A 13029-nucleotide genomic window follows, 5' to 3' on the forward strand; every position below is an offset into this window, starting at 1 on the left:
TAGTGTCCACCATCGATAGTGGACACTGTGGTGATGGCGTGGCGCGTCGGACGAAGCGGCTCTGGACGGACGAGGAGAAGCGGTCGATCTGTTTCCAGACGGCTGCGCCTGGCGTTTCGGTGGCGCAGGTGGCGCATCGCTACGCGGTGAACGCCAAACTGATCTTCAAGTGGCTGCGCGATCCCCGGTTTGCGCCGGACCCTGCCTCGGCTCTGCCCGCGTCAGAGGAGGCGCGCTTTCTGCCCGTGGAGATTGTCGCGGAGACGAGGTCTGCCCCGGCAGCACCTGCCGCCGAGAACCAGATCGAGATCGACCTGGCCGGGGGTCACCGGATGCGGATCAGCGGCGGCTATGATCCCGAGGCGCTGGCGCGGCTTATCCGGGGGCTTTCGGTGTGATCCCGGTTCCAGCCAACACTCGGGTCGGCAGTATCCCAGCGCATGGTGTAGTAGGAGGCCGCCCGCGGAGCCCTTGGCGTAGCGCGAGCCGCGCGGCCGTGGGTGACGCTGGCGGTCATCGCCGATCTTCGGAGAAGGTTCGGGTTGCAGGACCTGGAACCGACAACAACGGAGACGACGATGACCGAAGAGAGAATGGCGCTGATCGAACTGGTTGAGAGTGAGGGGCGGTCGCGCCGTCGGTCCGAGCGCCGCCCCGAACGCCGATGGCGACCTCGTGCGCGAGATGCTGGCCTTCGCGGCCGAGCGGATCATGGAGGCCGAGGTCGAGGTGCGGACGGGCGCGACCAAGCGCGCGCGCACGCCGATGCGGGATGTCCAGCGCAACGGATACCGCGACCGGGATTGGGATACCCGTGCCGGGCGGATCGCGCTGGAGATCCCGAAGCTCCGGAAGGGCAGCTATTTCCCCAGTTTCCTGGAGCCGCGCCGGACGGCCGAGAAGGCCCTGGTGGCGGTGATCCAGGAAGCCTACGTCCAGGGTGTCTCGACGCGCTCGGTCGACGATCTGGTCAAGGCCATGGGCGCGGGCGGCATGTCCAAGAGCCAGGTCAGCCGCCTCTGCGCCGAGATCGACGAGCGGGTGAACGCCTTCCGGAGCCTGCACGTCGCGACGCGCAGCCACACGCGCCACTGAGATGGTGCGCGCGAGGGCGCGAACGATCTTTCGGCTGGTACGGATCGAATTGGCAGGACCGGCTGCCACCTTCACTCGCATTCAGGCTGTCGAGGCCCTGACGGCCGGTCACGCCGCGACGGCGGCCGCCAGCCCGGCGCCGGGGAAGCTGTCGCAAAGACGTTCCACCTCCTGCCGCGTCGCCAGAAGGCAGGCCGCCGTCGAAAGGGCGTCGGCCACCGCGGCCGTCGGGGCCGTCACGCTGACCGCCTGCCAGAGCGGACGGGCCGGCCGGCCGCTGAGCGGGTCGAGGATGTGGCTCGTCCGCCCGTCGCCGCCGAAGGTCATGCCGAGCGGCGCAGATGTCGCAAGCGCACGGCGGCGCAGGCCGACCTCGCTGCCATCCGGCAAGCGAACCGGCCAGCCCCCCTGCGCGGGACCTTCAAGCGCGGCCATCTCGCCGGTGTCGATCAGGGCCTCGGTCAGGCCGCGGGCGGCGAGGAACGCGGCCACGCGGTCGGCAATGTAGCCTTGCGCGATGCCGTTGAGCGTGAGCGTCGAACCCGGCTCCAGCGAGATCCTGTCGGGCGAGAGGCGGACGCGGCCCCAGCCGGTGCGCGCCAGTGCCGCCCGGCGCTCTTCCTCGGTCAGCGGCGCCCCCCGCTCGCGCGCGGTGGCCTCGGCCCGCCAGAGCGTCTGCACCGTCGGATCGAAGCGCCCTCCGCTCGCGACGTGGACCGCGCCCGCGACTGTCAGGCATTCGAGAAGCTCGAAGGGAGGCCCGTCGAGTGCGCCTTCGGAGTTCAGCCGGACGAGATCAGAGTCGGGCAGATAAAGGCTGAAGATACGCTCGAGGCGGCGAACCTCTTCCATCGCAGCACCCGCCAGGATCGGCGCGTCGGGGTGCGCAAGGCGCAAGGTGACGCGCGCGCCGAGCGCGATCCCGGTCTCGACATGGACCGGGACGGCCCGTGCCGCTCCCGGCACCAGCGAGACTGCGGCGGCAATGGACAGAAAGCGGCGGCGGTTCAACATCTCATCCTCCGGCACGTTCGGAAAGCGCCTTCAGCCGGCGCGTAAAATCGGTATCATCGGCGATCGCTTCCGCCTCGGGCGCGATCACGGCGGCGTCGGGGATGGCATCGAGGCCCATGATCGAGCCGCCGTTCCGGAGCGCGAACGCGGTCGCGTCCTCCATCCGCGCGAAGGGCACGAATTCCGGCGCGCCCATCCCACCCGCAAGTCTCGATCCGACGACGAAATGCGCGGTCTTCGCGTCGATCCAGTTATCGGCCCCCGGCTCGGCCCAGGTGGCCCCGGAAGCGCCCATGTCGTTGACCCAGATCGCGAGGATCGGATGGCTCTGTTCGGGAAGCCGGGCATAGGTCACGGCGTCCCGCACCTGGCTGAAGAAGAGCGGCGTGCCGGGAAGCCCCTCCAGGTGCACCTGGGCCTTCGGGCCCTCGTGCTCCAGAAGGTTCATCTGGCAGAAATGCCCCACCGCATCCGCCGTCAGGGCGACCGGGTCCGTAGCCTGCGCGGCCTCCTCTCGGCAGGCGGACAGGAGAAGAGCGAAAAGGAGCGCGCGTTTCATGGGCTGACCCTCCGGAAGGCGAGAACGGCGAGCGACATTGCGGCCACGGGCCAGAGCAGGACGGGAAGGACCGACTGCCAGACGGGGATGACCGAAGCCGCCCCGCCCACGCCGGCCGACACGCCGCTCGCCCCCGAGGCCGCGAGGTTGAACAGGCGGAACGCATCGGCGGGGTTGGCCAGAAGTGCCACCGGGAAGGCCTCGGTGGTGAACCAGCCGCCATTGTCGGCCACGACGGCCGCCAGAAGCGCGAGATCGTAGAGCACCACGAGACCGAGCCAGAGACCGACCGCCATGCCCGCCGCCCCCGAGGGCCGCCGCGCCAGCGCGGAGACCGCATAGCCGGCGCCGAGGAAGGTCGCGCCCAGAGCCACCGAAGACCAGCCGAGCCGCCAGAGCGCCGGCAGTCCCGCAACCGATCGGTCGTCGAAGGCGAAGGTCACGGCGGCCGCCAGCCCGTAGCCCGACGCGACCGCCAGCGCGAGGATCGCGACATGCGCGAGGCACTTGCCCAGAAGGACCTCGGCGCGCGACACCGGATAGGTCAGAAGAAGCGGCAGCGTCCCGCGCTCCACCTCGCCCGCCACGGCGTCGAAACTCATCAGGAGAGCGAGGAGCGGCACCAGATAGACCGCGAGCGAGGTGAGCGAGGCGACCGTGACCGAAAGCCGGTCCGCCCCGAGTCCCCCCGAGGGCGCCGAGCCCGCGAGCGACAGAACGAGCGAAAACACGGCCATCAGAACGAGCGCGATGGCGACCCAGCGGTTCCTGAGCGCGATGCGGAATTCGCCGTCGGCGGTGGCGAGGATGCGTGTCATTGGCCGTGCCTCCCGCTGAAATGGCTGTAGATGTCCTCAAGGCTTGGCGGCAGCACCTCCAGATCGGCGACCTTGGTGCCGAGTCCGGCAATGCGGCCGAAGACTGCGAGCTTTTCGGACTGAGAGCAGGTCAGGTGCAGAAGGCCGCCGACCTCGATCGCGCCGGGAAGGCTGGCCGCGATCTCGGAGGCATAGCCGTTGCGCGGCGTGACATTCAGAGCGACCGGCAGATCGGCGCTGCGGCGGAGGTCGGCGAGGCTGCCTTCCGCAACCTTCCGCCCCTCCGACAGGATCAGGATGCGGTCGGTCCGTGCCTCGACCTCGGTCAGGGCGTGGCTGCTGAGGAGGATCGAGGCGCCATCGGCCGCCAGCGCGTCGAGCAGTGCGTAGAAATCGCGCCGCGACACCGGGTCGAGGCCGCTCGTCGGTTCGTCGAGCACCAGCAGGCGCGGATGGCCGATGAGGGCCTGCGCGAGGCCCACCCGCTGTCGCATTCCCTTCGAATAGGTGCCGATCCGGCGTTTGGCGGCGGCATGGAGGCCCACGCGCTCCAAGAGCGGAAGGGCCTGGCGCGGATTCTCGCCGCGGAGCCTGAGGTAGAGGCGAAGCTGCTCCTCGCCCGTCAGCGCGGGGTGGAACGCCGCGTTCTCCGGCAGATAGGCCACCTGCCGCCGAGCCTCGCGCGAGCCGGGCGCCGCGCCGCAGACCTCTACCCGCCCCTCGCTCGCCGGGATGAGACCGAGGATGATCTTCATCATGGTGGATTTGCCGGCGCCGTTGTGGCCGAGCAGTGCCACCCGTTCGCCCGCGGCGACGGAGACGCTCACGTCCGTGAGGGCGGCAACATCCTCGAACCGCTTAGTGAGACGCGAGATCGTCAAGGTCGAAGTCATCGGTCGTGCCTTTCTCCCAGCGCCCCGCCACGGCGGCTTCGGCCTCGGCGGCGGCGTCGGGAACGGAAATCGTCAGGGGTTGCATCAGCGGGTGGCTATCCGTCACGCCCCCGGGCAGCATCGCGGGGAAGGAGGATTGCGACCAGCGGATCAACTGCACGGCGGGCGAACCCGTAAGCAGGCGCGCCGCCGGCTGCGACCACAGGATGTGGTCCATCAGGTCGTTGGGACGGAACACGCCATCGGCGATGCCGTCGCCGTTCAGATCGTAGGAGACATGGTCGGACCAGTAGTTGCCGCGCCCCTCGAAGCTCCACTCGACATGCTTGGTGCCGACGTATTTCACCTGCTCGCGGTTGCCGAGGAAAGCATTTCCGGTCAGCACGTTGCGTTCGGACCCAGCGGTGAAGTGGATGCCGATCTCGCAGCCCTCGAAACGGTTGTCGAAGATGAGGTTCTTGTGCGCGTTGTAGATGAAGAGGCACTTTGCCGGCCCGCCACGGACAAGGTTCCCCGACACGTCTCCGCTATTGGCATAGTTTAGCATGACGCCGTTGGAGCGATCCCCGAGGCTCAGGTTATCCTCCACGACGACTCGATCGGAAAACATGATGGCAAAGCCGAGGTGATTGCCGATGCTGACATTGCCCACAACCTCGGAATTGTTGGTGTACATGTAGTGCACCGCGAAACGCAGGTCGCGAAAGGTGTTGTTCCTGAACACGTTGTCGCGTGAGGCATTGGCAAATATGCCGTCGCGACCCCACCGGACCGAGTTTCCCTCGACGACGGCGCCGGGGCTGTTCCAGACATAGATGCCGTTCCCGCGGTCGTTCATCTTCGGGTTCTGGGTGCCTTCGATCGTATTGCCGGCGACCCGCGCATCGCGACCGCCGTGGATGTCGATGCCGTGAAGGTTCCCGATGACGCGGTTGTCCTCCACCACGGCGCGGTCGGCGCCCTTGAGGATCTTGATCCCGGCGTCGAGCGACTGGCCGTCCATGCCGGATCCGGTAACGGTCAGCCCACGCACGGTAACGTCCGGGGCCGCTATGGTGACGACCGTGCCGCCACCCTGTGCGTCGATCACCGAAGCGGTCGAACCGGCCAGGGTCAGGGGCTTGTCGATCATCACCGCGCCGGGGAAATCCCCCGGGGCGAGGACGAGGACATCGCCGGGGTTGGCCCCGGCGATGGCGTTTGCAAGAGCGCCCGGCCCGGGCACGACCGACACTTCCGCTGCCTGGACGGACAGCGCAAGGAGCAGGCCAAGGATCAGGGCCGGGAGCCGTATCATGGCGTCAGGCGTCCCGCGGCTCGACGAACATCCGGCCGCGCATCTCCATGTGAAGCGCATGGCAGAACCACTGGCAGTAGTACCAGAAGACGCCGGGTTGCGCCGCAGTGAAGGTGACCGAGGAGGTCGCCTGCGGGCCGATTTCCATGGCGACGCCATGGTTGCCCATGGTGAAGCCGTGGGTCAGGTCGTCGATGTCGTCAAGGTTGGTGACGGTAACCGTCACTTCGTCGCCTTGCTTCACGGTGAAGCTTTCCAGCGCGAACTGCGGCGCCTGGCTGGACATGTAGACCCGCACCTTGTTGCCGTCGCGGATCACCGTGTCCTGGTAGTCGTCCAGGTTCACGCCGTCGGCTTCGGCCTGCTTGCGCGTCTCGGCCCACATCTGGTCCTGCCGGTTCCAGACGCTGAGCGGGTTGACCTTGGACGCATGGACAATGATCGAGTCATGCGGCTCGGCAAAGGTCGGGCCATCGTGGACCAGCGTCAGCTTGTCGCCCTCGATCAGGAACACCTGTTCGTTTTCGGGCTTCAGCGGGCCAACGTTCAGGAAGCGGTCCTTCGAGAACTTGTTCATCGTGATGTAGAATTTCGCCGAAGCGTCAAGGGTTTCCCCTTCGGCAGTAGAGTTGTGGCCAGGCTGGTAGTGCACGTCCTGCTTGGTGACGATGGGATCGACCGCCTCGCCCGCAAAGGCGCGCACGGCCTTCTCGATATCCCAGACCACCACCTGGCTGTCGAGAAAGAGCGTGGTATAGGCACGGCCCTGTCCGTCAAAGCAGGTATGCAGCGGGCCAAGGCCCAGCTCGGGTTCCGCCACCACGGCCGACCGGGGATCGGCGCCGTTGTAGAAGACGTCGTCCAGCTTGCGCACGTCGATCACCGAGACGGTCGGCGACAGCTTGCCACCGATGCAGAGGTGGATCTTGTCGGGCGCCATGTTGCAGCCGTGCGGGTTGTTCGGGATCGGGATGTAACGGGTGTAGTTCTTGTTCTGGCCCTTGCGCCCGTCGATCACCTTGACCCCGTTCAGCTCCTGGAAGTCGCCGTCGGCGATTCCCTTCTCGATCTCGGCGATGTTGAAGACGACGACATGGTCCATGTCCGCTGCCGTCATGTCCGCAAGCGTCATGCCCATTTCCGAGTTGTAGGAGGTCGAGAAGGCATACTTGCCGTCATAGTCGGCATCGGTGTTGTCGAGGTTGCCGGTCACCATCACCTGCCAGGCGATGGTCATGTCGTCGGCGTTGATGGCGGTGTAGAAGTTCACGTATTGCGACGGATCGTCGAGCACCTTGCCGTCGTTGACCATCGGCGCCTCGTCCTCGCCATTGGCGAAGACATAGTTGGTGCGCGGCCATTTCTGCGGCCGCAGCCCGTGGATCGCCTTGGCGTTCGGGATCTCGATGATCTTGTCGCACTTCATCACGTCGCAGCGCACCCGGGCGACGCGGGTATTCGCCTTGTCGTTCATGAACAGGAACCGGCCGTCATACTTGCCTTCGTTGAAGGACATGTGGACGTGGTGCAGGTCACCGTTCTGCGGGTATTCGTGGCCATTGGCGGCCAGATACTTCTTGGTCTTTTCGGTCAGGCCCTCGGTGAGGATCTTCTTCGACTCGTTGGTGATCCCCCAGCCGGTGGCAGAGCAGCGGTTGAACACCGGCACCCGCATCAGTTCGCGCATCGAGGGGATGCCGAGGATGCGCAGCTCGCCGGTCTGGCCCGACGACCAGAAACCGTAGTATTCGTCGAGCTGCCCCGGTGCGACGGTCACCGCGTCAGCGGCCCGTGCCGCGGTGGTGCCCGCGACGGTGGCGGCGCCGATCGCGCCACCGGTCAGCGCCGCACGCCCGCCGACAACGCCGGCAAGGGCCGCGCCTCCGGCGGTGGCGCCGAGAAGGCCGCGGCGCGTGATCTTGGTGGAAACTCCCTCAGACATGATCTGTCCTTTCATTCAGCGGGTTGAGATTGTGGCGAGTTCGGATGGCCGGTCAGGTTGCGCGGCACTGCCGTGCCCACGGCGTCGCGGCGCTTCATCTTCTTGATGACGACCGGGCAGATGGTCTTCGACTGGTAGAGAACCTGGCAGTGCAGGCAGTCCACGCATTCGTTCGGGTTGATCTCCCCCGTGGGGTGGATCGCCTGAACGGGGCATTGGTTGGCACAGGTCTGGCAGGGATGGCCGCATTCGCGGTAGCGCTTCAGCCAGTCGAACATGCGCAGCCGCGCAGGGATCGCCAGCGCCGCACCCAGCGGGCAGAGATAGCGGCAATAGAACCGCTCCACGAAAAGCCCGGCCGCCAGAAGTGCCAGCGCATAGGCGACGAAGGGCCAGGCGCGGACGAACTTCAGCACGATCGCGGTTTTGAAGGGCTCCACCTCGGCCAGATGCTCGGCCTGTTCGATGGACATGAGCGAGATGCCGAAGAGCCCTAGGAACAGGATGTACTTGATCGGCCAGAGACGCTCGTGCAGGCCCCAGGGCAGCGTCCATTGCGGCACATGCAGAGCACGGGCGATGCGGTTGGTGATCTCCTGCAAGGCCCCGAACGGGCAGAGCCAGCCGCAGTAGGCCCCCCGCCCCCAGAAGAGCATCGCGGCCGCCACCGCAAACCAGAGGATGAAGGTCAGAGGATCAAGAAGGAAGGCCTGCCATGAGAAGCCAGAGATGAGTGCGCCGAAGAGCGCCATCAGGTTCACGACCGAAAGCTGCGCATTCGCATACCAGCCGAGAAAGACGAGCGTCACGGTCAGGAAGGTCATCCGGAACCAGAAGAACGCGCGGGCGTTCCGCGTGGCGAAGGTCTGGAAGAAGAACACCAGTGTCAGCACCGCCAGCATCGCCGCGGTCACCACGATGGAGGACTTCTTGTCCAGCCAGATGCGCTTCCAGAGCGCCTGATGCGCCGCAGCCTCGTCCCGCGATGCGACATCGGCGACAGCAGTGTCCGCCTCCGTCGCCTCGACCGGAGCCCGGGCGACTGCGCGCAGGTATTTCTCCGGCAGCTGGTAGCCAAGGTCAAAGGTGGTGAAGAGCTTTTCGATCGGCCCCACCTCGCGATGGACGAGAAGCTGGATGCGGAAGGGCTTGGCGGGGTCGAAACCGGTGTCCGCCGGAATCTTGAAAAGGTCGGCCTCGGTGAAGGCTGGCGCCCCCTCTGCGGCGAGTGAAACGATGCGCTTGTGCATCCGGTCGCGGAACCGCACCGACACGTCGTCCTGAATCAGCACGATGCGGTCGAAGATACCGCCCCGCACATAGCCCGAGCCCTTGAAGCTGTAGAGACCGCGCCCGGCCACGGCGATGGCATGGTCCCCGGGCGCAAGCCAGGCGGCGACATTCTTGGCCTCCGCCTCCCCGAGAAGCGCCCGGGCGATTGCCGGGTGGGAGACGAGCGCCGCCTGCATCTCGATGAAGGTGGTATCTGCCGGCTCGGTGAGGGCGCGGGCATCGGACCGCGGGTCACCGAGTGCGGCGAAGGCCGCGTTGACCTGGCCGACGTCAAGCGAAAGCCGTCGCAGCGTACCGTCGCCTTCGAGCGTCATCCAGTCGTTGGCTGCCTTGGCGTCGGGGTTGAGCTCGAACTGCGGCTCATGGCTCGCCGCGTCGGGTGAGAGCCCGCCAAGGCCGAGGGCCCGGGCGACCTTCAGTCCCGCCCGGACGACGGAGTCGTCGATCACCATGACCGTGACGGTCGCGCCCGAGATGATATCGAGGTCATGCGCCGTGCCGCCGGACTTGGCTTCTGCCACGAGGTCGAGCCCGGCGTAACCGGCGGCAAGTGCCTGCATCTTCGAATCGGGAATGCCGATAAGGACGATGGGCTCGGAATGCTTCACGAGCTTCACGCCGATGACTTTCGCGTCGGCATCGACCGCGACCATCGTATGGATCGGCTTGCCGGAGTATCCCGTGGTCGAGACGAAATCGGAAGTCACGAAGGCCCAGCCGACCGTCTCCTCTCCCTTCAGGACGGGCGCGACGGGCTGATCCGCGCGCACGGGACCATAGCCGTCCGCCCCTGGCACGAGGGCATCGGCGGGAACCTCCGAAAGGTATTTGGAGAGCACCGTTTCCGCGCGAAGCGGCAGGGCGAGAAACAGGCCGAGCGCGAGCGACAGGAGAACGGCGGGGAGGAACTTCATCGGGCAACCTCGTTGTTCGCCCGACGGTCTTGCGCAAGGACGGATGGCCCCCTCGTCATGCCGGCCGCAGCGGCCGCAAGGAAGGTCCATTCCGCCGCTCGAGGCGGGGGTCCCCGCGTCTGTGGGCGTGGCATGAATCGGATGACGACGAGTTGCGTCGTCCAGTCGGGTTCGAAGCTCGCGTAATCCGCGGCCGGCTGCGGAACGACGGCCGGCCGGGCCGGATCGCCGGACGAACAGGCAAGGCAGGCAAGGCACTTGCCGCAATCATGGGGTGATTTGGCCGGAGTCCCCTCGGGGGTCATTCGAATCGTTTCCGGCCCGTTCTCGCCGCAGATCACGATCTCCGACACACCCGTGGCCATCCCGGCCATAGCCGGCGTGACGGCGCCGTAAAGGCACAGCGCCAGCAGGTTCAGAAGGACCAGGAGGGACCGGATCGCACGCTTCATGCCGCCCCCATGACGTATAACGCCCCACCGATCCTTGATCGAAATCAATCCTGTGACACCATTTCGTCCGGATGGACGCGTCATGGATTGCCTGCCGACCGCCGAGCGTGCATCAATCCCAGCGCGCCGCGGCGACAGCCGAAGGACCGCGGCGCTCCGGTCGCACCGGAATGTCCCGAGGTGTCCGATGACCTCCACAACCCTATCCTCTGGCGAGCCTTTCGGCTCCTGGCTCGACGACCCCTTGCACCGCGCGTTCCTTGCCCGGGAGGCGCTGCGCCAGTTCGCGTTCTTCCGCGCCAGCCCGCGCGAATCCGGCGGATTCCACCTGCTTGATCGCGATGGCAGCCCCCGCGGGGGGAGTATCGAGGAACTGCACACGACGACCCGGCTCGTCCACTCCTACGCCCTCGGAAAACTCGCCGGCGTTCGCGGATCGGAGGACATCATCGACCGGGGAATCTCCTGTCTCTGGCGGCGCCACCGCGACAGAGAGCACGGCGGATATGTCTGGGCATTCGACGGCAACCGGGTGCATGACGGCCGCAAGCTCGCCTACGGCCATGTCTTCGTCCTCCTTGCCGCAGCGGGCGCAAGATTGGCGAGTCATCCCGATGCCGAACGGCTGATCGTTGATGTCGAGACTATACTCGACAGACATTTTTGGGAAGACAGGCCCGGACTTTTCGCCGACGAATGGACGCGCGACTGGACATCGTTGTCCGGCTACCGCGGCATGAACGCGAACATGCACGCGGTGGAGGCGCTGCTCGCCGCCTTCGAGGCGACCGGGCATCCGCGATGGCTTGAGCGCGCCGGCAGGATCCTCGACTTCTTCCTGAACCGCATCGCCCCGGCCGAGGGCTGGCGCGTGCCGGAGCATTACACTGCCGACTGGCTGATCGACCGCGACTACCGCGGCGACCCGATGTTCCGCCCGGCCGGCACCACGCCGGGCCATTCCTTCGAATTCGCTCGTCTCTTGTTGCAGTACTGGGACCTGCGCGGTCGGCCCGCAGACGGGGCGCCGGATGTCGCGCGGCGCCTGGTCGAACGCGCCCTTGCCGACGGCTGGGACACCGAGCGCGGCGGCATCGTGTACACGCTCGGGCACGACGGACGGCCGGCAGTCCGGGCGCGCTACTGGTGGCCGGTGACGGAAGCGCTCGGCGCGGTTGCGGCCCTGATCAAGCTCCAACGGAACCCGGCCGACGAGGTCTGGTACCGCCGGCTCTGGCGCTTCGCCGAAGCGCATTTCATCGACGCCGAGCGCGGCGGCTGGCATCCGGAAATCGACAACGAGGGGCGCCCCGCCGAAACCCTGTTCCGCGGCAAGCCGGACCTCTACCATTCGGTGCAGGCCGCACTCTTCCCGCTCGCGCCGGGGCTGTCGCGGATGGCGATGGCGCTGCCTCTGCTCGATTCGGTCGCGGAAGCGGCACGCTGAGCCCGCGCCCTCAGCCGCGCCTCGGCTCGCGCTTGTCCTCCGGCAGGTGCATGCCGGAGATGAAGAGCGTGCAGCGGCCCCGTCCGAGGCGCTTGGAGGCATAGAGCGCCGCGTCGGCGTCGCTCAGCATCGCGTCGGCGTCCGGGACTGCATAGTGGGAGGAAATCGTGGCGCCGATAGAGCCGGAAATGTGGCAGGGCCGGCCGGCACAGTCCATCGGTGCCTCGAGCCCCGCGATGATCCGCCGGGCCACGGCGTCGATCCGCCCTGCGTCCACCTGGCCGGGCAGGATCAATACGAACTCGTCGCCCCCGACGCGCGCGACGGTGTCGTGCTTGCGTGTCTCCGTGCGCAGCACCTCGGCCACGCGAACCAGCACGAAATCGCCCGCCGCATGGCCGAAAGTGTCGTTGACCTGCTTGAAGAGATCGAGGTCGAGGTGAAGCAGCGCGAAGCCGCGCCGACCGCAGGCGGCCGCCTCGATTGCCCGGGCGAGTGCCGCGTCGAGCGCGCGGCGATTCGCCAGCCCGGTCAATGCGTCAGTCATGGCCTGCGTCTCGGCGGCGCTGCGGGCCGCGCGGAGGCGGCAGTTGAGCGCGGCAAGCTCGTCCGTGACAGCCGCCTTGGCCTCGGTCAGATAGAGAAGTTCGACGGTAAGATCGGTCGGCGCGAAATCCGCACTGGTAAGCCGATGATCGCGCACCGCCTCGGCGACGGCGATACCGAAGGAGAGGTTGACCAGGATTCCTCGATCATCCCCGAGACCCACGAGATGGCCGCGAAACGGGGTGCGCGCGCCATGGCGCAGCCGCAGCTGCAGCCTCTGGCCCGCGAGCCGGCGCACCTCCTCCACCGTTGCGGCGGAACGGGGCCGGGTCAGTTCGAACCGGTCGAGAAATCGCGCCCCCTCGATCGGCTCGGGGCCGCAGACCTTGGCAAGTGTCGGACCCGCCGCCCTGATCCGTCCGTCTGGCGCGATCCAGAGGAACATGGGCATCAGCCGGCCGAGATCCGCGGCGGCGAGTACAACCGGGTCATGCGGCCGGACCCTGTCCATCATCGCGTCTCCGGCAGGGCGAGATCGAAGTCGCGCCCGGCGGCGAAGAAGCTATCGAGAAGTTCGATCCCCACGGTTTCGACCTCGCCGGAAACCTCTCCCGGCTCGATGAGCGCGAGCGCGCCGTAGTCGTCCGCCATGGCACGCAGGATGCCGGCGAAGACGGCGCCGAACCCCGGTTGAGTGCCGGCACAGCATAGCCGGTAGCGCGAGGGTCCGATCCCTTCGAGCGCAAGTTCGGGAAGGTG

General features: G+C 67.1%; 11 protein-coding genes and 2 pseudogenes. 3 read left to right on the forward strand and 10 right to left on the reverse strand.

Going from position 1 to position 13029, the window contains the following annotated elements; genetic code table 11:
• Together tnpA and ACMUOO_RS14315 are read left to right on the forward strand one after the other, a co-directional pair.
• The coding region (gene tnpA, locus ACMUOO_RS14310) for an IS66-like element accessory protein TnpA (protein ID WP_413855627.1) at window positions 1-398 on the forward strand (398 nt) is incomplete at its 5' end.
• 180 nt (window positions 399-578) lie between these two features.
• Window positions 579-1053, forward strand: a pseudogene (locus ACMUOO_RS14315) (transposase); the annotation flags it as partial.
• A 150-nt stretch (window positions 1054-1203) separates the two neighbouring features.
• On the opposite strand, the gene ACMUOO_RS14320 reads toward ACMUOO_RS14315, so the two are convergent.
• From ACMUOO_RS14320 to ACMUOO_RS14355, 8 genes are read right to left on the reverse strand one after another with little or no spacing between them, the layout of a single operon-like run.
• A complete protein-coding gene (locus ACMUOO_RS14320) occupies window positions 1204-2109 on the reverse strand; it encodes an FAD:protein FMN transferase (RefSeq protein WP_301919535.1) in 906 nt (301 codons plus the stop codon).
• A 1-nt stretch (window position 2110) separates the two neighbouring features.
• The gene (locus ACMUOO_RS14325; RefSeq protein ID WP_301919536.1) at window positions 2111-2668 is read right to left on the reverse strand and encodes a nitrous oxide reductase accessory protein NosL; all 558 of its coding nucleotides are present in this window, start codon (window positions 2666-2668) and stop codon (window positions 2111-2113) included.
• A complete protein-coding gene (locus tag ACMUOO_RS14330; protein ID WP_301919537.1) occupies window positions 2665-3486 on the reverse strand; it encodes an ABC transporter permease in 822 nt (273 codons plus the stop codon). Before ACMUOO_RS14330 ends, ACMUOO_RS14325 begins: the two co-directional genes overlap by 4 nt.
• The gene (locus ACMUOO_RS14335) at window positions 3483-4379 is read right to left on the reverse strand and encodes an ABC transporter ATP-binding protein (RefSeq protein WP_301919538.1); all 897 of its coding nucleotides are present in this window, start codon (window positions 4377-4379) and stop codon (window positions 3483-3485) included. The genes ACMUOO_RS14330 and ACMUOO_RS14335 overlap by 4 nt, the downstream gene beginning before the upstream one ends.
• Entirely contained in the window at window positions 4345-5676 is a 1332-nt protein-coding gene (locus tag ACMUOO_RS14340) for a nitrous oxide reductase family maturation protein NosD (protein WP_301919539.1), read from the reverse strand. Before ACMUOO_RS14340 ends, ACMUOO_RS14335 begins: the two co-directional genes overlap by 35 nt.
• Window positions 5677-5680: 4 nt before the next feature.
• Window positions 5681-7618, reverse strand: a complete 1938-nt coding sequence (gene nosZ / locus ACMUOO_RS14345; RefSeq protein ID WP_301919540.1) for a TAT-dependent nitrous-oxide reductase — start codon at window positions 7616-7618, stop codon at window positions 5681-5683.
• Window positions 7619-7629: 11 nt separating this feature from the next.
• The gene (locus tag ACMUOO_RS14350) at window positions 7630-9825 is read right to left on the reverse strand and encodes a NosR/NirI family protein (protein ID WP_301919541.1); all 2196 of its coding nucleotides are present in this window, start codon (window positions 9823-9825) and stop codon (window positions 7630-7632) included.
• The gene (locus ACMUOO_RS14355; RefSeq protein ID WP_301919542.1) at window positions 9822-10277 is read right to left on the reverse strand and encodes a DUF2946 family protein; all 456 of its coding nucleotides are present in this window, start codon (window positions 10275-10277) and stop codon (window positions 9822-9824) included. Before ACMUOO_RS14355 ends, ACMUOO_RS14350 begins: the two co-directional genes overlap by 4 nt.
• A 187-nt stretch (window positions 10278-10464) precedes the next feature.
• Here ACMUOO_RS14355 and ACMUOO_RS14360 point away from each other — a divergent pair, with 187 nt between their 5' ends.
• Window positions 10465-11724 (forward strand): AGE family epimerase/isomerase, encoded by a 1260-nt coding sequence (locus ACMUOO_RS14360; protein WP_301919543.1) that lies wholly within the window; start codon window positions 10465-10467, stop codon window positions 11722-11724.
• A gap of 10 nt (window positions 11725-11734) precedes the next feature.
• Here the strand turns inward: ACMUOO_RS14360 and ACMUOO_RS14365 are convergent, their stop codons facing one another.
• Window positions 11735-12784: a diguanylate cyclase domain-containing protein gene (locus ACMUOO_RS14365; RefSeq protein ID WP_301919544.1), complete on the reverse strand. Its 1050-nt coding sequence runs from the start codon at window positions 12782-12784 to the stop codon at window positions 11735-11737.
• Window positions 12781-13029: pseudogene (locus tag ACMUOO_RS14370) on the reverse strand (heme NO-binding protein); the annotation flags it as partial. The gene ACMUOO_RS14365 and the pseudogene ACMUOO_RS14370, both read right to left, overlap by 4 nt.

Source organism: Albidovulum sp., assembly GCF_041919395.1.
Classification (GTDB): Bacteria; Pseudomonadota; Alphaproteobacteria; order Rhodobacterales; family Rhodobacteraceae; genus Albidovulum.

Coding starts and splice junctions, on each gene's coding strand:
- ACMUOO_RS14320 (WP_301919535.1), bottom strand. CDS start 2,109: ATGTTGAACCGCCGCCGCTTTCTGTCCATTGCCGCCGCAGTCTCGCTG.
- ACMUOO_RS14325 (WP_301919536.1), bottom strand. CDS start 2,668: ATGAAACGCGCGCTCCTTTTCGCTCTTCTCCTGTCCGCCTGCCGAGAG.
- ACMUOO_RS14330 (WP_301919537.1), bottom strand. CDS start 3,486: ATGACACGCATCCTCGCCACCGCCGACGGCGAATTCCGCATCGCGCTC.
- ACMUOO_RS14335 (WP_301919538.1), bottom strand. CDS start 4,379: ATGACTTCGACCTTGACGATCTCGCGTCTCACTAAGCGGTTCGAGGAT.
- ACMUOO_RS14340 (WP_301919539.1), bottom strand. CDS start 5,676: ATGATACGGCTCCCGGCCCTGATCCTTGGCCTGCTCCTTGCGCTGTCC.
- nosZ (WP_301919540.1), bottom strand. CDS start 7,618: ATGTCTGAGGGAGTTTCCACCAAGATCACGCGCCGCGGCCTTCTCGGC.
- ACMUOO_RS14350 (WP_301919541.1), bottom strand. CDS start 9,825: ATGAAGTTCCTCCCCGCCGTTCTCCTGTCGCTCGCGCTCGGCCTGTTT.
- ACMUOO_RS14355 (WP_301919542.1), bottom strand. CDS start 10,277: ATGAAGCGTGCGATCCGGTCCCTCCTGGTCCTTCTGAACCTGCTGGCG.
- ACMUOO_RS14360 (WP_301919543.1), top strand. CDS start 10,465: ATGACCTCCACAACCCTATCCTCTGGCGAGCCTTTCGGCTCCTGGCTC.
- ACMUOO_RS14365 (WP_301919544.1), bottom strand. CDS start 12,784: ATGATGGACAGGGTCCGGCCGCATGACCCGGTTGTACTCGCCGCCGCG.